The organism is Streptomyces sp. NPDC033177, from assembly GCF_055577715.1.
Window position 1 is genome coordinate 583224 of the sequence record NZ_JBVIPS010000001.1, and the last position, 20084, is coordinate 603307.

The 20084-nt window shown below is 69.1% G+C and carries 16 protein-coding genes and 3 pseudogenes; 7 read left to right on the forward strand and 12 right to left on the reverse strand.

Annotated features, from left to right (window positions below; all coding sequences use genetic code 11):
* Nucleotides 1-443: 443 nt before the first annotated feature.
* Complete coding sequence (locus ACZ5U5_RS02640; RefSeq protein ID WP_469016877.1) at nt 444-986, forward strand: AAA family ATPase; 543 nt, start codon at nt 444-446, stop codon at nt 984-986.
* A 65-nt stretch (nt 987-1051) separates the two neighbouring features.
* On the opposite strand, the gene ACZ5U5_RS02645 is transcribed toward ACZ5U5_RS02640, so the two are convergent.
* Together ACZ5U5_RS02645 and ACZ5U5_RS02650 are read right to left on the reverse strand one after the other, a co-directional pair.
* Complete coding sequence (locus ACZ5U5_RS02645; RefSeq protein WP_469015311.1) at nt 1052-1282, reverse strand: winged helix-turn-helix transcriptional regulator; 231 nt, start codon at nt 1280-1282, stop codon at nt 1052-1054.
* On the reverse strand, nt 1279-1515 hold the full coding sequence (locus tag ACZ5U5_RS02650) for a hypothetical protein (RefSeq protein WP_469015313.1): 237 nt from the start codon (nt 1513-1515) through the stop codon (nt 1279-1281). The genes ACZ5U5_RS02645 and ACZ5U5_RS02650 overlap by 4 nt, the downstream gene beginning before the upstream one ends.
* 582 nt (nt 1516-2097) lie before the next feature.
* Here ACZ5U5_RS02650 and ACZ5U5_RS02655 point away from each other — a divergent pair.
* From ACZ5U5_RS02655 to ACZ5U5_RS02665, 3 genes are all read left to right on the forward strand, one after another.
* A complete protein-coding gene (locus tag ACZ5U5_RS02655; RefSeq protein WP_469015316.1) occupies nt 2098-3531 on the forward strand; it encodes a PP2C family protein-serine/threonine phosphatase in 1434 nt (477 codons plus the stop codon).
* Complete coding sequence (locus ACZ5U5_RS02660) at nt 3528-3899, forward strand: STAS domain-containing protein (protein ID WP_469015318.1); 372 nt, start codon at nt 3528-3530, stop codon at nt 3897-3899. The genes ACZ5U5_RS02655 and ACZ5U5_RS02660 overlap by 4 nt, the downstream gene beginning before the upstream one ends.
* Nucleotides 3900-4199: 300 nt before the next feature.
* Nucleotides 4200-5147: a hypothetical protein gene (locus tag ACZ5U5_RS02665; protein ID WP_469015319.1), complete on the forward strand. Its 948-nt coding sequence runs from the start codon at nt 4200-4202 to the stop codon at nt 5145-5147.
* A 242-nt stretch (nt 5148-5389) separates the two neighbouring features.
* Here ACZ5U5_RS02665 and ACZ5U5_RS02670 read toward each other — a convergent pair whose 3' ends face one another.
* The 9 genes and pseudogenes from ACZ5U5_RS02670 to ACZ5U5_RS02710 form a co-directional block, all read right to left on the reverse strand.
* Nucleotides 5390-6043 (reverse strand): hypothetical protein, encoded by a 654-nt coding sequence (locus ACZ5U5_RS02670; protein WP_469015321.1) that lies wholly within the window; start codon nt 6041-6043, stop codon nt 5390-5392.
* Nucleotides 6044-6087: 44 nt separating this feature from the next.
* Nucleotides 6088-6330, reverse strand: a pseudogene (locus ACZ5U5_RS02675) (DUF6211 family protein).
* A gap of 243 nt (nt 6331-6573) precedes the next feature.
* Nucleotides 6574-6933: pseudogene (locus tag ACZ5U5_RS02680) on the reverse strand (DUF6349 family protein); the annotation flags it as partial.
* 37 nt (nt 6934-6970) lie between these two features.
* Nucleotides 6971-7183: pseudogene (locus ACZ5U5_RS02685) on the reverse strand (DUF6349 family protein); the annotation flags it as partial.
* Nucleotides 7180-7554: a DUF6181 family protein gene (locus tag ACZ5U5_RS02690; protein ID WP_469015324.1), complete on the reverse strand. Its 375-nt coding sequence runs from the start codon at nt 7552-7554 to the stop codon at nt 7180-7182. The pseudogene ACZ5U5_RS02685 and the gene ACZ5U5_RS02690, both read right to left, overlap by 4 nt.
* Before the next feature lie 44 nt (nt 7555-7598).
* The gene (locus tag ACZ5U5_RS02695) at nt 7599-8027 is read right to left on the reverse strand and encodes a DUF6197 family protein (protein ID WP_469015326.1); all 429 of its coding nucleotides are present in this window, start codon (nt 8025-8027) and stop codon (nt 7599-7601) included.
* Between the two features lie 61 nt (nt 8028-8088).
* Entirely contained in the window at nt 8089-8742 is a 654-nt protein-coding gene (locus tag ACZ5U5_RS02700) for a hypothetical protein (RefSeq protein ID WP_469015328.1), read from the reverse strand.
* A gap of 71 nt (nt 8743-8813) precedes the next feature.
* Nucleotides 8814-9020 (reverse strand): hypothetical protein, encoded by a 207-nt coding sequence (locus tag ACZ5U5_RS02705; protein ID WP_469015330.1) that lies wholly within the window; start codon nt 9018-9020, stop codon nt 8814-8816.
* Entirely contained in the window at nt 8986-9681 is a 696-nt protein-coding gene (locus ACZ5U5_RS02710; protein ID WP_469015332.1) for a hypothetical protein, read from the reverse strand. Before ACZ5U5_RS02710 ends, ACZ5U5_RS02705 begins: the two co-directional genes overlap by 35 nt.
* 1150 nt (nt 9682-10831) lie before the next feature.
* Here ACZ5U5_RS02710 and ACZ5U5_RS02715 point away from each other — a divergent pair.
* The 3 genes from ACZ5U5_RS02715 to ACZ5U5_RS02725 all read left to right on the forward strand — a co-directional run bounded on the left by ACZ5U5_RS02715 (nt 10832) and on the right by ACZ5U5_RS02725 (nt 12356).
* Nucleotides 10832-11314, forward strand: coding sequence for a DUF6230 family protein (locus ACZ5U5_RS02715; protein WP_469015334.1), 483 nt, complete (start codon nt 10832-10834; stop codon nt 11312-11314).
* Nucleotides 11315-11388: 74 nt separating this feature from the next.
* On the forward strand, nt 11389-11679 hold the full coding sequence (locus ACZ5U5_RS02720) for a DUF6114 domain-containing protein (RefSeq protein WP_469016880.1): 291 nt from the start codon (nt 11389-11391) through the stop codon (nt 11677-11679).
* A 239-nt stretch (nt 11680-11918) separates the two neighbouring features.
* Complete coding sequence (locus tag ACZ5U5_RS02725; RefSeq protein WP_469015337.1) at nt 11919-12356, forward strand: hypothetical protein; 438 nt, start codon at nt 11919-11921, stop codon at nt 12354-12356.
* Nucleotides 12357-12586: 230 nt separating this feature from the next.
* On the opposite strand, the gene ACZ5U5_RS02730 is transcribed toward ACZ5U5_RS02725, so the two are convergent.
* Nucleotides 12587-19990, reverse strand: a complete 7404-nt coding sequence (locus tag ACZ5U5_RS02730; protein ID WP_469015338.1) for an SDR family NAD(P)-dependent oxidoreductase — start codon at nt 19988-19990, stop codon at nt 12587-12589.
* Nucleotides 19991-20084 lie beyond the last annotated feature (94 nt).

Here is a 20084-nt window from a genome sequence, read left to right on the forward strand (position 1 = left end):
GCGGTTCCCGCAGGGACCGTGTTGAGAAGAGAAGAGAGGGCAACTTCTTTTAGGAGAACAGGGGGAGACAAGGGGGGGGGGGGGGCCAAAAAACCCCCCCCCCCCCCCCCCCCCCCCCGCTCAAGGCAACCTGACCCCCGCAGGATCAGCGCCGAGCACTAGCCATCACCGCGGACTGTAACCGACGTACAGGCCAGAGCCCCCCGTTGCGCCAGTTCCGCAGCATCGAGGGCATCCAGAAGACGATCCAGGTGGTATCCGGCCCCTGCGATCGTGACCAGGGAGAGACCCCAGCCCGTCTCAAGTCGGGCCGCCTCCTCCAAGCCTCCGGCCAAGAGACCGAGCCGCAGTCGTTCGGCGGCGCTCGGTCCCGCGGCGCCCGACCGGAGCGTGGCCATCGCTCACCCATGCATGTCAGTGGCCATCGATATGGTGCGGTCGTGATGGTGGGAAGCGAAGAGACGCGATTGATCGTTCTGCGCGGGAACAGCGCCTCGGGGAAGTCTGCGATCGCTGCTGGCCTGCGCGATCAGTTCGGCCGCAACCTGGCCCTGGTCGGCCAGGACAACTTGCGCCGCATTGTGCTGCGCGAGCGCGACCGTCCCGGCGCAGCCAACATCGGCTTGATCGGCATGACAGCCCGCTACGCCTTGGACTCCGGATTCCACACGGTCGTCGAGGGCATTCTGTACGCCGACCGGTATGCCGCGATGCTGGAAGACCTCGTGCGCGACCACCGCGGCATCTCTCGGTGCTACTACCTGGACGTGCCACTCCAGGAGACGCTGGTTCGTCACGCGATGAAGGCCGACCCGGAATACCTTGCCCAGGTCACCGACGAGCATCTGCGTGACTGGTATCGCGAGCGGGACCTGCTGCCCAGCGGCGTCGAGACCGTCATCGATGCCAGCAGCGGCCTGGACAACACGGTGAAACGCATCGTGCGTGAGACGGGCCTGGACAAAGTGCCAGCCATCGACCGCTGAGGGTGCTCGGACGCCGGCTGTCAGCAGCACCAAGGGTCGGCTTCGCGGAGCAGGGCGGGTTCCCTTCAGCGCCCGCAGTGCGGGCAGCGGCGACTGCGTACTCTGCGGGTGCCGATGTCTATCCCGTCGTCTCGCATCCGCGTCAGGTGGAGACTTGCGGTGGACGGGGAGATGCCGACGGCCCCTGCGAGTTCACGCACGGATGACTCTTCGCCGTACTCGGCGATCCATGCACGTTGCTTGCGCAGCCGTTCATGGCGCTGCTCAGCGGCAGGCTTCCATACGGCGCGTGTCACGAGCCCGCCTCAGGCTGGGTGCGGGCGATCTCCTTGAGAGCCATCCGGGCGGCAGGCGTCCCGGCAGGCATCTTCCAGAAGGGGTGCCCCGCGACGCGGCGGGAAAGTTCCAGCAGGCGACGACGTCGCGCCGCCGTCTGCGCCCCGGCGGGGTCAACGGCCAGTTCGTCGTAGGTCAGGTACCAGGCGATCTGATCCTTCAGAAGGTCACTGGGGAAGCGGTCACGGTCCATACGTTCAAATAGACCACATGTTCGATTTACGAGCCAAAAGTATCGCCCTATCTGTGCTGACCCGATGTGGTCGGGTAGCCGGATCACACCCGATGCGGTCGGGTAGCCGCTGTCCCGTGTCATCGAACATTGAGCGTTGTCAGCGAGACCCCGCGGCCGGCTCTACGGGCTTCGGCGGCGCGAGCCACCGCCACACCGTCCGCTTGGAGACCTCCGGCGCGTCCGCGACCGTACGGACGTGCGCGGCGGTCAGCGCCTCGTCCTCCCGTAGCCGAGACAGCCGTTCGACGGCCGTCGGCGCTTCTCCGCCGACACCCTCCCCGTGAACCGAAGTGTCAGTGGTATGCGCCCGTATCCACACGTCCGGGGGGGACCTTCGCCGAACCGGTGGCGTACGCAGGTCCGGCATGATCCGGATACGGCCGGAAGGCCGGGGTTTTGAGGGAGTGGTTGAAGGCTCTGGAGCCTCTCTCGGAGCTCGTCGGCCGGTCCTCAGAAAACGTTGGTTTCTTGACGAGAGGAGGCCGGTCTAGGCTGCGACGGTCGCTGGCCACCGAGGCCGGTGCGTCAAGGAAGGCAAACATGCCGCAAGCGCGACACGCGACCAGCCCGGCGGGCAAGCCGGGGCGCCAGACGCTTAGTGCGGTGGAAGAAGCGGCCCGGATGAACGCCGTGCGCCGCTACGACATCCTCGACACCCCACCCGACGGCGCGTTCGACCGCGTCGCGGCGATGGCCGCCCGGCTGTTCAAGGTGCCGGTGGCGAGCGTGACGATCGTGGACGAGGACCGGATCTGGTTCAAGGCCGCCCACGGCCTGGAGGGCGTTAGCGAGATTAGCCGGGAGCCGGGCCTGTGCGGCTCGGCGATCCTCGCCGACGAGACCCTGGTGATCCCCGACACTCTCACTGACCCCGTCGCCGTCAACAACGGCCTGGTCACGGGACCGATGGGCGTCCGTTTCTACGCCGCCGCGCCGATCACCACCCGTGACGGGCACCGGCTGGGCACCGTCAACATCCTCGACACCAAGCCGCGCCTGATCACCGAGGATGACACCGACACCCTCGCGGATCTGGCTGCGATCGTGCTCGATGAGCTCGAGATGCGCCTGGCGGCCCTGAACACCCTGCGCGGGGAGCAGGAGAGGCGCGTCGAGCAGGAGGAGGCCCGTGAGCGCGCGGAGCGCGACATGGCCGCCATACAGGCGTTCGCCTCCACCCTCCAGCGCACCCTGCTGCCGCCGGCACTGCCGGTGGTCCCGGGGCTGGAACTGGCCTGCCACTACGCCACCGCCTCCCCGCAGGATGTGGGCGGGGACTTCTACGACGTCTTCCCTCTCGACGACACGAGGTGGGCGTTCTTCCTCGGAGACGTGTGCGGCAAGGGCCCCGAAGCCGCTTCCGTCACCTCCCTGACCCGCTACACCCTGCGCGCCGCCGCCCTCATCGACCCCGACCCCGACAAAGTCCTCACCTCCCTGAACACGGCACTGCTCCTCGACCCGGCCGTCGGTACCCGGTTCTGCACCGCCGTCTTCGGCACCCTGGAACCCCACAAGAAGGACGGGTTCACCGTCACGGTGGCCACCGGCGGACACCCCCCGGCCTACCACCTACGCGGGCAGGGGACGGTGGAGGCGGTGCGCCCGCAGGGCGGCATGCTCATCGGTGCCCTCGCCGAGGCCCGCTTCGCCTCCCACACCCTCCACCTCGCACCGGGTGAAGGACTGCTCCTCTACACCGACGGATTGACCGAGGCCCGCACCCTGGGCGGAGAAATGATCGGAGAAGAGGGCCTGACCCGCTTCCTCTCCGCACGCACCGGGCCCATCAGCGCGGCGGAGGTCATTGGGGACACCGTCGACCTCATCGACGCCACACCCCAGGGGGCCGGTGACGACGTCGCCCTGCTGGCCCTGTCCGTCCCCCTCGCACGCGACGCGGACGGCCTCACCGCCAGCGCCACCGCCCACACCATCGCCCCCGTCGGCGAGACGCCGGAGAGCCGACCGTGACCGACTTCCGCCTCACCACACAGCACACCGACGGCGACCTCGCCCTGGTCCACATCGCCGGGGAACTCGACATGACGACCGCCCCCCGCTTGCGCGCCCAGGCACTGGCCCTGATCGAACAAGGCCACCGGCACCTGATCCTGGACCTCTCAGCCGTCACCTTCTGCGACTCCACGGGCTTCAGCGCCCTCATCGGCATCTACCGCTGCGCCAAAACCAGCGGCGGCACCCTGGCCCTCGCCGCCGTCCCCGGCCGCCTTGAGCGGCTGCTGGACCTCACCGGTCTGAGCACCCTACTGCCCGCCCACCCCACAGCCGCCCACGCCCTCGTCGCGCACACCCCCAACCCAGACACGGCCACCGCATAACCCCCTGCGGTGGCCGTCGCGCAAAAGCTGCCACCGCAGTGTCAAGAGAGGGCACGTTCAACACAGAACGGAGCCCGCAGACAACACATGCTGGGACGGCTGATCGCACTGTGACCTCTGAAAGACGGGTTAGGGGGGGTGTTCCTCAAGGCGCATCGACGAGCGGGGCGATCAAGTCGAACCGGGGACGGCTCGACCAACAGCCCTCGCCCAGGGTGAAGAAGCTGTTGTCAGTGCCGCGCCATAGGTTGGTGGGCCGTCGTGCCGATAGACGGCACAAGATCTCGGAAGGCCCCACCCGTGCCCAACGTCAAAGAGCGCCTGCGCGCGCTGGAGATACCCAGGCGGGTCAGAGGGCTGACCGAGAACCAGCAGTTCGCTATCGCGACCGGCCTCGGTTTCGCGGTGCCCATGCTCATGTTCGCAGCCATCGCCACGGGCTCCAGGGTCTGGCTGATGGTTCAGCTCCCGGTCAGCGTGGCGCTCGCACTACCCGTGCTCTGGCTGCTCAAGCCCTGGTACGAGGGGCTGCCCAAGGAGAGCCAACGCCGGTTCACCGCCGCTCCCCTGGCGTACTACCTCACCCTCGTGACGTTGTTCGCGTGGCTGGCCCTGGCCTCGGCGCCGGACGATCGCGGAAAGGCTGCCGGGCTGCTGCTGCTGGTGTGGTGCCTTCAGTTCGTATACGGGACTGGCGTTGAGCCGAGCAACTTCGCGGTGGAACGCCTTCGAGGCCGGCTCGGCAGAGCTGCGCCGGTGCGGGCCCTCGCCCTCTGGTGCGGGCTGATTGGCGTGCTGTGGTTCATGCAGTACACCCAGGATGATGCGCGGTTCCGGCCGGTTCTGCTGGGAGCGACCCTCACCTTGGGCGCGGCCGGAGCCGCCGTAACTCTGAAGGTCTTCGCCCGAGTGCGGAGGATCTGCACCACTCTGCATCTGCGCACGCAGGAGATGATCCGATCCCTGGAAGAACTCGCCCGCGCCCCAGACACCGATCGGCAGGACAAGCAGGCGGCTGCTCGGCGTGCCTGGGATGTCCTGGAAGCAACTCTCCTCACTCGGGTCGACACGGGCTTTCACCTGGCCGGTTCCTTCGTGCTTCCGACCGAATCCATCACGGAGCTGGGGCGCACACTGATGACGGTCATTGACACACCCCATCACGACGAGACCATGCAACAGCTCGCCGTGGCCGACCTCCAGGCGATCCGTGCCGCCTGCCGAGGGCGCATCGACGTTTTGGCGTAACCCTGTCTCACGAAGAGGACATGAGGGCCGCCCCGAAGGGGGCGGCCCTCATGTCTGGAGGACGCTTACTTCACGGGCCAGTCACCGAACGGGATGGGCGGCAGTTCACTCGCGCCTCGTTCCGCTTCGTCCAAGCCGCAAGGGGTGCAGATGAAGACCTCACGATCAACGGTCAGCCGGGAACGCGCGGGCCGATCACCGAGCGGGCCACCACACCGCGGACAGCAGATGTCGGGCACGGGTCACTCCTCAGGGTGCTCGCGGGCGGACTTGAGGATCAAATTCCACGTCGGGCGGGAGTACGTCTTCTCCGTCTGCTCCTGAAGCTGGGGGATCAGTTCGGCATTCGTCGCGCCGGGGTTCGCCGCGATGGCCTGTCGCGCGAGGTTCAGCCGCTCGTCTCCTTGATAGGGGTAGGCCAGTCCGCGGCGACCCGCGGGCCGTCCGCCGGCGTGACCGCGGCCCTTCCGGTCCGCGAGGTACTGCCACAGCCTCCAGCGCTTCCACTTCGGACGCCGCCGGGTCGGCAGCTCGTCCCAATCGTCCGGAGCCGGCCACCCCTCGGGCGGGTTCTTGACGTAGTGGGAAACGGTGGCGGAGTCGGCGAACCCGCAGACCTTCGCCGCTTCGGCCGGGCCCACCATCTCTTCGGGATCGCCGTCGAGTTTGGGCGGGTTGGTGGTGTTCGCGGCGGCGCGCTGACGCTGAAGCTCATGGTGCCACTTCGCCCTGACGTCGCCGTCCCAGTGCATAACGCCGTCGATGGTCTCCGCGACGGGCGGGTGTCCGTTGTTCTCCCGGTCGGTCCAGAGGTTCTGAAGCGTCGGCTCGCTGATGCCGTGGGCCTTGCGCAGGTCCGCTCGTGAGTAGAGCGTGCGGCCGGTCTTGCGGGGCACGGTCGCCTCCTGTTCCTCTTCGGGTTCGTGACCGCTCGGCGGGGTCACTGGATGTCGTCCGGTTCCGGGGCCGGCGCCCACCTACGGCTGCCGCTCGGTTCGAGTCGGGTGAGCGTGGCTATGTCGTCCAGGGCGACGGCGACGGCGGCGGCTCAGTCGGCGCGGCCGGGGTGGTCGGCAGGGAGGTTGAGCACGAGGTGTCGGCAGGTCGGGGGAGAGTCCTCGACTATGACGAAGCTGTCGGCGTGATCAGCGCCGATGCTGTTCCCCCTCTTGAGCTGGGCGATGTCGCCGGTCTAGGGACAGTCGGGGTGTCGGTCGCATAGCATGGTTGGGTTCTTTCCTGGTGAGAGCACACTGACGGCCAGCGCCTTGTTGCCCTTGTGCGCTGGCCGTCATCTGTTGTCTGGGGTGCGTGGCGCCCTGTGGGACGCACGGCCGGTCGGAGGTTGCCCGCTCCGCTGACGGCGGGGTAATTAAACCACCTTTGGGTTGAGCGGGTGGGGCCCTGATCCGGAGGACGGCGGTCATCAGAAGAGGGCGCCCTGGTCTGTGGGGCGTCGGCCCCGGTTGCTCGGTGGCCGGGTGACGCGGAGTTCGTAACGGGGGTGTCCTGCGTGCGGCGGAATGTGGGACTCACGGCGGTACCGGCGCCAGGTCAGGCCGACGGCGTCCTGGTCGATCCAGCCCGCCGGATACTGGGAGGTGAGCTGAGCCCAGCGGCTCCGGCTCTGCAGAACAGCCCACCGGTCCCCGGCCTTGGTGATCGGCGGCAGCGTCCGCCAGCCGGGGAACGCGTGGTCGTGGGCGTCCTCCACTGCTTCGGTGTAGCCATCGCCGTACCCGCTTCCGCGGTGGACGGGGCCTTCCCAGTCGCAGGCGAGGCATCCGCCCCGGAACTCCTACTCCCCCCCCCCGGCGGCCGGTCGGCCGGCTGCGGGAGAGCAGGGTTGGGGTGTGGTGTGCGGGCGGGTCCAGCTCGTGGCCGAGGTCGCAGTACGCGCCGCCGGGGTGTCCTGGCTGGATGTGCCACGCCTGTCCCGCGCTCGAGGGTGGCTGGCGTGTCCGCGCGTTGCGCACTCGCCAGTAGTACGTCTGCCGTTCCCGTGCTCCGGTCGGTTCGGCGACGGATGCAGTCACGACTTCTCACCTCCGGCGGCGGCGAGCACTTCGCGGAGAGGATCAGCGAGCACGGCCTGCTCGTTGGGGGCGTCGATGAATCGGCCGACGTACGCGCGCCGCACTGCGCGGCGGGCGTCCTGGTGGCGGTCGAGTTCCGGGTAGTACGGCGATCGGTCGAGCCCGTCATAGCCGTGCTGGGTGAGCACAGGGTCGAGAGTGGAAAGGTCGGTCTCCACCGGGGCCGCGAGGAGTGCGCGGATCAGCTCGGTCGCGCTGAGCCGGGGGCTGAGAGGCACGCTGAGCCGGTGGACGCCGTCCCGGCTGGAGGTAGCGGCTCCTCGGCGGCTCGGCGTCCTGGTGGTGCTGCGGTCTTCTGTCGTCTCGTACATCGTTGCTGGCCTTCGATGACTCGGATGATGGCGGGTGGGGGCTGTCAGAACAGGGCGTGTTCGGCGCGGGCGGCGGCGGTGCGGAATGCGCGGGCTGCGTCGGCGGCGGTGCGGCCGGGCTCGGCGCTCCACCGGTCGAGGACCTCGCGGTGCAGGACCTTGGCGGTGTCCGGCTCGTCGGCGTCGACGGGGTGACCGGTGAGGGTTTCCGCGAGGATGCCGAACGCCTGATCGCGAGCACGGCCGATGCGGTCCCAGTCGTACATCCGGCCGGCGGCTGCCCGCCCGCGACCGGCAGCGACTTCGAGGGCACCGCGCGGCCAGCACGCCAGTGTGGCCGTACGGCCCGGACCGGCGAACAGGTGCAGGCCCTGGTGAATGCCGACGTGTTCGATGTGGCAGGCGGCCCATTGCAGGATCGCGGCCGCGGTGTCTGCGATGACGATGCTTTCGGGGGTGTGGCGGGTCGGCACGGTGGTGTCCTTCGGGGAGTCGGGGGCGGCGGCGCGGTGCCGCCGCCGCCCCGGGCCCGGGCTACTGCTGGTAGGCGGCGATCAGTTGGCGGACCTTGTCTTCTCCGATGCACCCGCCCTTGTGGCGGCGCGGGCTCGGCGGCTCTCCGTTGCGCCCGCGCAGGTGGCTCCAGAACTTCGGGCCTTCCCACGGGCACAATTCACAGCTGAGGTACCAGTGGTTGTCGCTGCCCGGGAACCCGGTGAGGACTGCACGCCAGTGGTGGGCCACGAGTCCCGCGAACGCGGTCTGCGCGCTCTCGGTATTGCGGTCGTTGACCGGCATCCGCGGGTGGAGGAGAGGCACCGGCCCGCACAGCGGCGTGGGGGCCTCGGCGAGCACCTGGTCCAGGGGAACGGCCCCGATCCGACCGGCGGCGCACTCCTCCGCGAGATGGGCGGCGGCCATGTCGGTGCCAGGGGTGCCCTTCGGCGGGCGACGGAGGTTGTGTTCGCCCTCGGTGGTGAGGACGAGCCAGTCTCGGTGCCAACGGTAGGCGCGGCCGATGACCTGGTCTTCACCCACGATCACGAGGTATCGGCACTGGATGTCGGGGGCGCTGACGCGGTACGTCGGGACAGTGGTGGTTCCCACGGTCGCGGGGACGATGAGCCTGCCCGCTTCGGCGTCGGGGACGGTAGCGGTCGTGGGTCGTTCGAGGAGTTGAGTGGTCATAGTGGTGCCCTGTTCTGGTGAGAGAGGGGCCCGCCCCGTCGCGCTCGGCCGCCGGGGCGGGCGGGGCGTGGTTACGCGGCCGGGGCCTGCGGGGCGGGGGCCCATTGACGGCGCGGGGTGATGCCCAGGTCTTCAAGAACCGGGGCGAGGCTCCCGTTGTCCGGGACCCATTCCCAGTCGGCGCCTTCGGTGCCGGGCCGCTCGGTCCAAGTGAGCATGTACGAGCGGCCGGAGGTACGGGGGTCACCGCACACGGCCTGTGCCTCGCGGCGGGTCATCGCCCACAGGGCGCGCTTGCGGGATCGGCGGGAGTTCTTCGAGGCGATGAGCACCAGCGCCATGCGCTCCTGCCAGTTCGCCCCTGTGGCGGGGGCCGACGCGGGGGTCGGCTCCCCTTCGGGGGCGTGGTGACAGTGAGCGCAGCGGCGTACTTCCGCGTGCCACTGGCTGGAGTGGCACATGGGGCACGTCTCGGCCGCCGGTACCGGCTCCTCGATCGGCGGGGACTGCTCGGCCTGCTCCTGGTGTCCGGGCGGCCTCGCCCTGGGGCGGCTGCTGCATTTCGGCGGTGCTCCTGCGCCCGGATACGTCGTCGTAGGGGGCGGTCCAGGTCCAGCCGTCGTGCCGGTTGTCCGTCGCGCGGACGATGCGCTTGCCGGTGCCGTTGTGGATATACGGGATGGTGACCGACTTCGGGTTGACGCGCAGGACCTCGTACCAGGTGCCGCGGTAGAGAACGACGTCACCGCGCGTGAAGTCGGCTTTCGACCAGACCTTGAAGCCTTCGGCCTCGGCGTCCTTGATGATCTGCTGCCAGTGCTCGATCTCTTCGGTCAGTTCCTCATGCCGGATCGTCAGCTCGGGGTCGTTCGGGTTGCGGGAGTAGCCCTTGGTCGCGGCGCGGGAAGCTGCTGCTGTAGCTCTGCGGCTGTTTGACAACGAGCAGAGCTGGTCGCGGAACTGCTGGGTGTGTCGGCGGAGGAACTGGAACGCGAGGCGAAGCCTGTTACCGCCGCTCGCGCGAAGGAGATCATCGAAGTGCTGCGAGCTCGCGCTGAACGCCCGTGCTCCAGCCGCCCCCGTAAGCCCCGGACAGAAGCGTCGGCCCCGTCTCCCCCGCCCCCGGACACCACGGCCCCGGTCTTCACGCCGGACGGCAGCCGGGCTGATGCTGTCTGAGAACGAGCTTGGGCCCGGACTCTTCCCGCTCGCGGCGGTGAACGGGTCCGGGCCCGCTCTGGTAGATGGACAGCCTGCCCTCATCGGCGAACCAGCGCCCGTACGCATACCGGCGGTTGAGTGGGCGACCTGGCTGGCCGACGAGTCTGTTCAGGCCCGCTACTGGGCCAAGGTCTACCGCACCTCGTCGACTGCGGACTGCTGGTTCTTCTTCGGGGGGATCTCCAGCACTGGTCACGCCAGCTCAGAGCCGCCTCGCGGCCGGGCAGGACGCGACGCGGCACGGTGCCGGGCCACCTGTACGGCTACCAGCTCGCGCACGGCGTCATCCCTCGCCTCGGTTGGGGGTCCGACAGCCCGGCGGTCTGCCACACGTGCGTTTTCCGGCCGGGTCGGCGCCGTCCGTTCGTGATGTGCCGCTCGAGCCAAGACGAAGTGGGGGTGGGAGTTTCGTGATGGCGTGATCCGCGGCGGCCTGGTTAAGCGCGTCAGCCCCGGCCATGATCCATGCGTCCTTCGACTACTTGACGCAGGAGTATCCGCGCACCGCTGACCGACAGTCACACCGCCATGTGTCGCTCGGTGCGGTCCCGAGTCAGCCCCAGATTTCATCCAGGAGCTCGGTCAACGCGCGTACCTCGAAGCCTTGCGAGGCTGCATGCGCGACAACTGTCTGTACAGGGTGTGAACTGGTGGGGCGTGACGGCGGCGTGTGCGACTCGTTGGTGAGGTGATCATTCCTGCGACCCCAAGGATTGCCGTCGTGTCGAAGAGTGTGGGCGCTGCGCGTCACCGCCGTGTCGCCCCTCGCTCGCGTCGCTACAGCTGGTTCGTCTTCGCGGGGTGTCTGTCGGGTGGTCTGGCATGCGCGGGAGGGTTGGCGTTCGCGGGGGCGGCTGCTGGGGTGCCAGTGTCGTTCGCGGTGTCGGGGACGGCGTTCAAGGTGTCAGCTTCCCGGCTGGACGGTAAGGGGTTCGTGCAGTACGCGTCGCTGGATCATGACCGTAAGGGGGTCGGCCGCCCGGTCGCGGTGACGGGTATCCGGTCGGCCCGACTGCGTGATCTGTGTCAGTCGGTGGTCACGCCAACGCCGCTGGGCGAGGTGACGCTGCGGGTGACAGCGGGCCGTGACGAGCCGGTGCGCGTGGATGAGATGGTGATCGACTTGGAGAAGATGCGCGGCGATGTGTCATTCACCCAGTTGGAGTTGGGCAGGGATGCCGCAGACAGCCGGATGCCGCAGGCAGCGGGGGCACCAGGCACCTACAGCCAGCAGGCGTCGGGGATCGTGATCCGCGGATTGCGTCAGAACACAAGCTCGATGACGGCGGGCCAGTTCCATCTGACGGGCATGCGTCTGACAGTCGACTCCGGGCGGCACGAGTGCTTCTGACAACCCACCGTCCCGCCAGTCAGGCGGCGGGCCGGCCGTGGGCGGCTGCGGCGTTGGCGCTCTCGGCGGCCGGTGTGGTCCTCGTCCTGCCGTTGGCGCAGGTGCCGTTCCTGGCGGTGCAGCAGACGTGGGGGGTACTGCCTGTGGTGACCGCAGGAGCTTGGGTGGCGGCTGCGGTCCGGTTGCTGCGTCGGCCGGAACGGGCACGGAGCACCGGATTGATGATCATGGGGGTGGCGCTGGCCTCGTGGTTCACGACGACTTTCGGTGGGCTGGGCTTGGGCCTGCTGCTCGGCTTGGTGGCCGGTTCACTGGCGATCGCCCGCCTTCCGGCGTCCCGGTCTGAGACCGGCATCCAGGAATGATCCGGGCGGTCGCGCTCGCGGCGGTGACGGCATTGCCGTCCTGGCTGGCAGTTCCTTTGTCTCCCAACCCAGCCCCCTCCACTCCACCTGTTGCCGAGACGGGCATCGCCGGGAAGGGGGCTGCCACCGGCCCTGGACACACTCCGCCACCCGCCGACTGTGCTGGCGGCCGAGGGAAGGGGGCCGCTCAGGACGAACGGCGGGCTGCGCGGCAGATGCTGCGGTGCCTGAGCCCGCTGGTGCAGAAGCGCTCGGCTGCTCCCTCCTCGGCGGCCGGTGAGGCGGAACTGTCGGCGCGGCGCCTGGTTTTGACGGGTGTGACTCTTGACGTGGTGCCGAACGGTTCGGGCGTGGTGCTGCGCGTTCGCGCAGCCCAGGTGAGGGCGGATGGTGCGGTGTTCCGCTTTCCCGGAGTCCACGACACCACCTCTGGGGTACTGCGGGCACCGCAGCTGGTGTTGCAGGGACCGCTTGAGGTGCAGGCCCGACAGGTGCGGGGCCTGCTGCTGGGGCTGCTGCCGGTACTCCTTGAGGCACGGACACCTCATGTGCTGGCGGTGCCGTTGGTGGTGCCCCGGTTGGAGGTCACGGATGCCAGGGTGAGCGGGGTCAGCGTGCGGGCAGCGTCCGCCGCTGCGACGTCCGCTGCCCTGGGCGTTCACCAGAATGGTGGATGAGTCGCCTCACCTCACCCTCACCACGACTGACCGCGCATGGCCCCCGGCGACGATTGCTGCCGTCGCCGGGTAGCTCCCTCCTATGCCCGGCGACGGGCTAGGGCCGGGTTCTAGCGACCCGTGTGGGCCGGCTAGCACGTCAACAGCCTGGGTCAGGGACGGTCGTGAAGTTCGCGTGCAGGTGTGCCGGGACGATCCCTGAAGCAGGGGCGCCCCGGCGCCGTTGGCTGTCAGGGCTGGGAGGCGGGGTGCAGAGTGCGGTGTAGTCGTTGAGCCAGTCCGTTGACGGTGCCGGCGGCCATGAGTTCCATCAGGGGCAGTTCGCAGCCGAAGGTCTGCTGCAGAAGCACTTTGAGCTCGGCGCCCATGAGGGAGTCCAGGCCGAGGTCGGCGAGGTTGGCAGCCGGGTTGATGCGGTCTGGAGTGGTCTGCAGGATGTACGCCGCGACGCCGATGAGCGCGTCTGTGATCAGGTCCAGGCGTGACTGGTCGTTGTCAGCTGCATTCAGGCGCCGACGCAAGTCATGGGTCGCGGTGTTGCGGGCGCGATCGCTGAGGTGCCGCAGTTGTGCGGCGAAGCGCGGCACGGTCAGGGCTGGGAGGAGCTGGGTGAGGCGTTCCCAGTCCATGACGCCTACGGTTGCCGTCACGGTGGCACGGCTAAGGTGCCGGTCGAGGGCAGCCAGGGCCGTGTCAGGGCTGATGAGGCTGAGCCCCGAGCGGACGATGGTGTCTTCCAGTTGGGTACGGGCGACGTAGCCGGTGCCGCTGATGCCGCCCCACGCGAGTGCCAGGCCGGGCAACCCGAGGTCCCGGCGGGCGCGCATGAGGGACTCCAGGTGGAGGTTGGCAGCGACGTAGGGGGACTGGTGGAGGTTGCCGACCAGGGCGGTGAGGGAGGAGTAGGCGACGAAGAAATCCAGGTCACGGTCGATGGTGAGCTGGTGGAGGATCTCCGCGCCGCGGATCTTGGGCGCTAGCACGCTTTCGAAGCGGTCCGCGGTGAGGTCTTCCAGAGGGCTGTCGTCCAGGTGCAGGACGGCGTGGATGACACCGCGGACCGGCCGCCCGCAGGCGTCGGCCTGCAGGAAAATGGTGCGCACACTGTCCGGGTCGGTGATGTCTGCGACATGGGCCTGCGCGTCCACGCCCATCCGCTCCAGGTCTGCCAGCAGTCCGGGCGCTTCGGGTGAGGCCGCACCGCGGCGGCCGATGAGCGCCAGGTGGCGGGCACCTCGTGCTGCCAGGTGCCGTGCGGTGGCCGCTCCCAGCCCGCTCAGTCCGCCGCTGATGAGATAGGTCCCCGTACCGTCCAGCGGTTTGGGAACGTCGGGCTGTTCGATACGGACGGGGGAGCTGGCGGTGAAGGAGATGACGACCTTGCCCAGGTGCCGGGAATGGCGCAGAGCGGCCATGGCATCATCGATGCGCGGTGCCGGATAGCTCTGGTGGGGAAGCGGCCGGCAGACGCCGGCGGTGACACGGTCGGTGACGGTGCGGAAGGCCGCAGCTGCTTCGTCGGGGGTGTCGGCGAGCAGGCGGGTGATGTCGACGCCGAAGAAGGCCAGGTTGTTACGGAAGGGGCGAAGCAGCAGCGGCTGATTGGCGTAGATGTCTCGTTTGCCGAGTTCGACGAAACGCCCGCCTGGGCGCAGGCACTCCAGGCTGCGGGCCATGGCCTCACCCGCCAGGGAGTTCAACACGACGTCGACCCCGCGGCCACCGGTGGCCTGCCGGACGTCGTCGGCGAAGGTCAGGTCCCGGGAGTTGAACACGTGGGCGGCACCGAGCATCCGCAGCAGATCGCGTTTGGCCGGGCTTCCAGCGGTGGCGATCACGGTCGCACCGATGTGCTGGGCGTACTGCAGGGCGGCGAGGCCGATGCCGCCGGCCCCGCCATGGACCAGGAGAGTTTCGCCGGCGGTGAGGCGTGCGCAAGTCTCCAGGCTGTGCTGCACGGTCAGGTGGACCGCGGGCATCGTGGCGGCCTGGTTGTAGGACGTGCCGTCGGGGATGAGCCCGGTCTGTTCGGTGCGGACCCGCACGTGCGAAGCAAGTGTGCCGTGGCCGAAGGCGAACACCCGGTCGCCGACCGCCAGGTTGCTCACACCGGGGCCGACGCCGACCACGTCACCGGCGCATTCCAGGCCAAGCTGGGGCCCGCTGGCGGTGGCGGGTTCGGCACCGGGCGGCAGCATGCCCTCCGCGAGCATGACGTCGCGGTAGTTCAGCGCCGCTGCCCTGACCTGTACGACGACTTCACCCGGCCCGGCGCTCAGGGGTTTGTGGGCAGTCCACGACAGTCGGCGTCCGCGTCCCGGGCGGCCGAGGTGAAGACGGTAGTGATCACTCGGGCCCGCGGGGCTGGCGAGGGAGGGGACGGGGTGCAGGCGGGGTGCGAACCGTCCCCGGCGTCCGAGGATGATTTCGTCGTCCTCGGGCGGATCCATGAGCTCAGCGGCCAGTCGGCTCGCGTCCGCGGTCACAGCGCCGGAGGTATCCAAGCTGATACGCCGGATGGTCAGGGAAGGGTGCTCGTTGGCCATGACCCGGCCGATGCCCCACACCGCGGCAGCGACCGGCTCCCCCGGGCCCTCGGGTGCGGGGAACAGCCCAGTCGGCCCGGTGACCAGCCATACCTGCGTGTTCTCTTGCCGGGAGGCAGTGCAGGCCCCCGCCACCGCCTTGAGCAGACCGGCGGCACGGGTGACCGCTGCGGTTGCCGACTCGCCCTCGCCACGTGACAGCAGCACGACGACCCGCGCCCCGACATCCAAGGCGCCCGAGCCAGCCGCCCACAGGTCACCTGGCGGCACGACGACATCGGCATGTACTCCCGCTGCGGACAGTTCGCTGACCAGAGCGCCGGCCAGGTCACTGCTGGGATCCTCCGCGATGATGTTCCAGCTGTCCCGCCCGCCGGCCGGTTCCGTAGAAGGCTGCAATTCCGGCGTGGTTGTCGCGGTGAGGGGTCCGCGACGGGCCAGCAGCAGGGAGTAGTCTGCGGCCGCTTCCACGCAGTTGCTGCCGATATCGGCTACCTCTTTAAAACCGCACCGGCCCAGCAGCGGCGCCCACTCCTGCCTGCGCAGCAGCGGGCTGGTGCGCAGATCGGTGTCCGTGAAGGACCAGTACTCCTCCAGCAGCCCGAAGCAGGGACCGATGATGTCCTCGTCGTGGCTCTCGATGGCCAGCAGCTGTCCGCCTTCCTCCAACAACGAGGCAACGCGTTCAAGAGTGGCTCGCAGGTCGTTGGTGGCGTGCAGCACGTTGGAAGCGAGGACGAGGTCGTAGCTGGCCGGCTCAAGGCCCTGTTCGCCCAGGTCCTGGTTCAGGTCGAAGGTGCGGTAGTCAAGGAAATCGATGTCGCCGAAGCGGGCCTGGGCGCGGGGGAAAAAGGCCGGGGAGATGTCGCTGTAGGTGTAGCGGGTCAATTCTGGCGGCAGGATGGGCAGCAAGGCGCTGGTCAGGCTGCCCGTCCCGGCCCCGACCTCCAGGATGCGAAGCGGTCGGCCGACCGGCCACGCGGCCAGTGCCGTACTGAGCACACTGCGTACGTACTGGGTGTGCAAGCGCATCTGCGGGGTGTCGGCGTAGAAGCCGTCGACCAGGTGCCGGTCGGACTCGGTGAACAGCAACTCGCGCGGGTCGGTACGGCCGGTGAGGATGTCGGTCAGGTGCGTGTGGAACCGGGTATGGACGGCGATCGCAGTCACCCACTGTGGGCACCGACCCGCCCACGCCCGCGTGTGCTGCAGCGCGTCGGGCGCAACCCCCGTGAACCGCCACCGCCCGGACGCGGGTGTGCCGGGCACCTCCTCCAGAAGCCCGGCCCGGACGGCCATGCCGGCCACCAACTGCGCGTAAGCCATGTAATGCGGGCGGACTCCGGCTGCCAGCAGTTCCTCCGTGCCGAACTCCCGGACACCGTGCATCAGTTTGGCGAACCCGGCAGCCGCCCAGTGACTGGCAGCCGTTTTCGCCATCGGCGCGAAAACACCGTAGTCATTGGGTTGCTGCTGTTCCAACAGAGCCCGCTCTTCGACGGTTGCTGCGACCTGCCAGGCGGGCATGGGCAGTGGCACGGGACCAAGAGCGGGTTGGCCGGAACGGGGTGCGGCCCTCAGCACCGTGGCCAGCTGTTGCAGGTACCGGCCGGCCCCAGTCACGGCGCGCAGGCGACAGCCGACCATCTCCGCGGTGACGCTGCCGTCCTGTTCGGCCACGGTGACATCCACGACGGCGTCGGAGCCGGACAGTTCTCGAAGCCGTACGTGCACCATGCCCTGCGCGCCCGGCTGCTGCCAGACGCGGACGGCTCCCATGGCGGTGGGCAGGAACATGCGGCCACCTGCGGCGCGGGCGAGCAGCGGTGCGGCAGCCTGCAGCGCCCCGTCCAGGAGCACGGGGTGTGCCTGGAACGCGCCCTGGGAGCCGACGGCTGTGGCGGGCAGGGTGTAGGTGGCCCAGACTTCGCTCTCGCTCAGCTGCAGGCTGGTCAGCACCCGGAAGGCGGGCCCGTAGGCCAGTCCGGCGCGGGCGGCCTGCTCGTAGTGGACAGCGGCGTCGATCCGTACGGCGTTCTCACCCTCTCCGGCAGGGGCCGTGCCCAGGGCCGGGGCAGCGGGACTGACCAGGCGCCGTACTCGGCTGCGGGCGTGGAGTGTCCACTCTCCGTCTGCCCCGGTGCGGGAGGCGAACTGGACGATGCCGTCCTCCACGGACAGGGAGGTCTGCACCGACAGGACGCCCGGGTCGTCCTCACGGGGAAGGACAAGCGGGCGGACGATGTCCAGGTCGGTCATTTCACAACGGTCCCCCAGCGCGTACCAGCCGGCTGCCAGGGCGGCCTCGACGTAGGCAGTGGCAGGCATGATCACACCGCCGTCTACCTGATGGTCTCTCAGCCACGGCAAGCGCGAGGCACTAACCGTCTGATGCCAGACAGGTTCGGCGACCGCCGCCCGCCGGCCCAGCAGCGGGTGCACGACAGCCTTGTCCTGCGGCACGGCGGCCCACCAGTCGGCCGTGCCGTTCCAATGCCGCTCACGCTGCCACGGATAGGCCGGCAGCGACACCAGCCGCCCGGGGTGCGGAAAACAGCGTCTCCCGGGCTGCACGCCGGCCGCCATCAGCGAAGTCGCTGCCCGGCGCACTGCCGACACCCCGGGCTCGTCGCGGCAGAGCGTCGGCAGGGCTGAGCCGACCGACAGAAGACGGCGGAGATACGGGGCCAGCACCGCGTGCGGGCCGATCTCCACGAACCGCGTGCATCCTTCATCAACCAGGGCGCGTACCGCGTCGGCGAACAGCACCGGCTCCCGTACGTTGCGCCACCAGTAGCCGGGATCCAGATGCTGCCCGTCCAGCAGGCCACCGGTGACGGTGGAGGCGAACAGCCGCCGGTGCGCGCCCGGACGCAGGCTTGCCAGGGCGTCCTTCACCTGGTCCTCGATGCCATTCATAGCGCTGCTGTGGAAGGCATAGTCCAGGTCCAGCTCCCGGAAGAAGACCTCCCGCCCGCTCAACTGCCGCCCCAACTCCGCCAATGCTTCGCGATGCCCGGCGACCGTGACGTCACTGTCGCTGTTGACACCTGCCAGCTCGATCCGCCCGTGATAGGCGAACAGCTCTTTGACCGCGTCTCTCACCGGCAAGCCGACGGCTGCCATGCGGCCGCTGCCTGCGGTCGCGGCCTGTGCCTGGCTGCGCGCGGCCAGCACCGTGCATGCCTGAGCCAGATCCAGGCTGCCGCTGACATGAGCGGCGGCAATCTCACCGACGCTGTGCCCCACCACCGCGTCCGGCTCGATCCCGAAGTCCTCCAGCATCCGCACCACGCCCACCTGTACCGCGAACAGCAGCGGCTGCGCCATCTCGGTACGCGCCAGGCGCGGCGAGCCCTCCGCCAGCTCCTCGCACACCGACCAGCCCAGGCGGGGCCGCAGCTCAGCATCGACGGCTCGTACGGCGGCTTCGAAGACGGGTTCCTGGGCGAGGAGATCGGCGCCCATGCCCGCCCATTGCGAGCCGTTGCCGCTGAAGACGAACGCCACCTTGCCCGGCGGGCCCGCCACCGACGTCACGGCCGCTCCGTCGTCCTGCCCGTTGGCGAGACTGAACAGAGCGTCGGCCGCCTCCTGCGGACTGCCGGCCACGACTGCGGCGCGGTGCTCATGGTGGCGGCGCCGCAAGGTGGAGGTGTAGGAAAGGTCGTAGAAGTCGCCGTCTTCGGCAAATTGCAGATGGTGTGCCATCTGCTCGGCCGCGACCCGCAGAGCGGCCGCCGTGCGGGCGGAGACCACCACCGGAAGCCGGCCGCCCGGCTCGGAAGGAGTCGCCACGGAGCCGGGGTGGGTGAGAGCGTCGGCGGCCAGCACCAAGTGAGCGTTGGCGCCGCCGAAGCCGAAGGAGTTCACCCCGGCCAGCGGCAGGCCGGTATGCGCCAGTGGTTCGGTTCGGGTCACCGGCCGCACGCCCAGGCCGGTGAAGTCGATCGCGGGATTGAGGTCTTCTGCGTGCAAGGTGGGCGGGATCTGCCGGTGCTTGAGGACCAATAGTGCCTTGAGCAGACCGGCCATGCCGGAGGCCGCCTCCAGGTGCCCGACGTTGCTCTTCACCGACCCGATCGGGAGCGCACCCAGGCTCCGGCCCACCCCCAGAGCGCGGCCGATGGCCTCACACTCCAGCGGGTCCCCCGCCTGCGTGCCGGTGCCATGGGCCTCCAGGTAGGCCACGTCATCGGGCACCAGACCCGCACCTTCGTAGACTTCCCACAACAGCGCCTGCTGTGCCGTACTGCTGGGCAGTGCCAGCCCGGGCGTGCGGCCGTCGTTGTTGACGCCGCTGGCCACGATCACGCCGTGCACCCGGTCACCGTCGGCTCGCGCGTCGCCCAGCCGCTTCAACAACACCAGGCCCCCGCCTTCGGAGCGTACAAATCCATCCGCCTGGGAGGAGAACGCCCGACAGCGGCCGGTGGGAGACAGCATCGACGCACCGGAGAAGCCAGCGAAAATGTGAGGGTTGATCAGCGCGTTGACACCGCCTGCCACCGCCATTCGCGACCGCCCGGTCCGCACGTGCTCACATGCCTGGTGAAGCGCGGTCAGTGCCGAGGAGCACGCCGTGTCGACCGTGACGCTCTGGCCGTGCCAGTCGAAGTAGTGCGACAGGCGGTTCGAGACGATCGCCCCCGCCATACCCGAGACGCTGTAGGCGTTGCCGGACTCAGGCGAGCATTGCTGCAGTTCCCCGTAGTCATGGCTGGAACAGCCGACGAACACAGCCGTGTCTGAGCCCTCCATGCGGGCGGGGTCCATGCCTGCATCGTCAAGAACTTCCACCGCCATCTCCAACAGCAGCCGCTGCTGCGGATCCATGCGGGAAGCCTCCCGCGGCGAGATGCCGGTGAAGAACGACGCGTCGAAGCCCGTGATGTCCTCCAGGAAGCCGCCGCTCGCCGTGTAGGACTGACCTGGGCGCCGACGCCCACTGTCGACAAAATCATCGACGGGGAAGCGGTCCGCAGGGACTTCGCCGACCACATCGCGACCGGTCAACAACACCCCCCACAGATCGTCGATGTTGTTGACGCCACCGGGCAGACGACAGGCGGCCCCAACCACGGCCACAGCGTCATCGGAGAGAAGAGAGACGCGCAAGGACAACGGATGCTCCAAAATGGGCAGGAAAGGCAACAGTGAGCCAGAGCGGGGCGGGTCCACT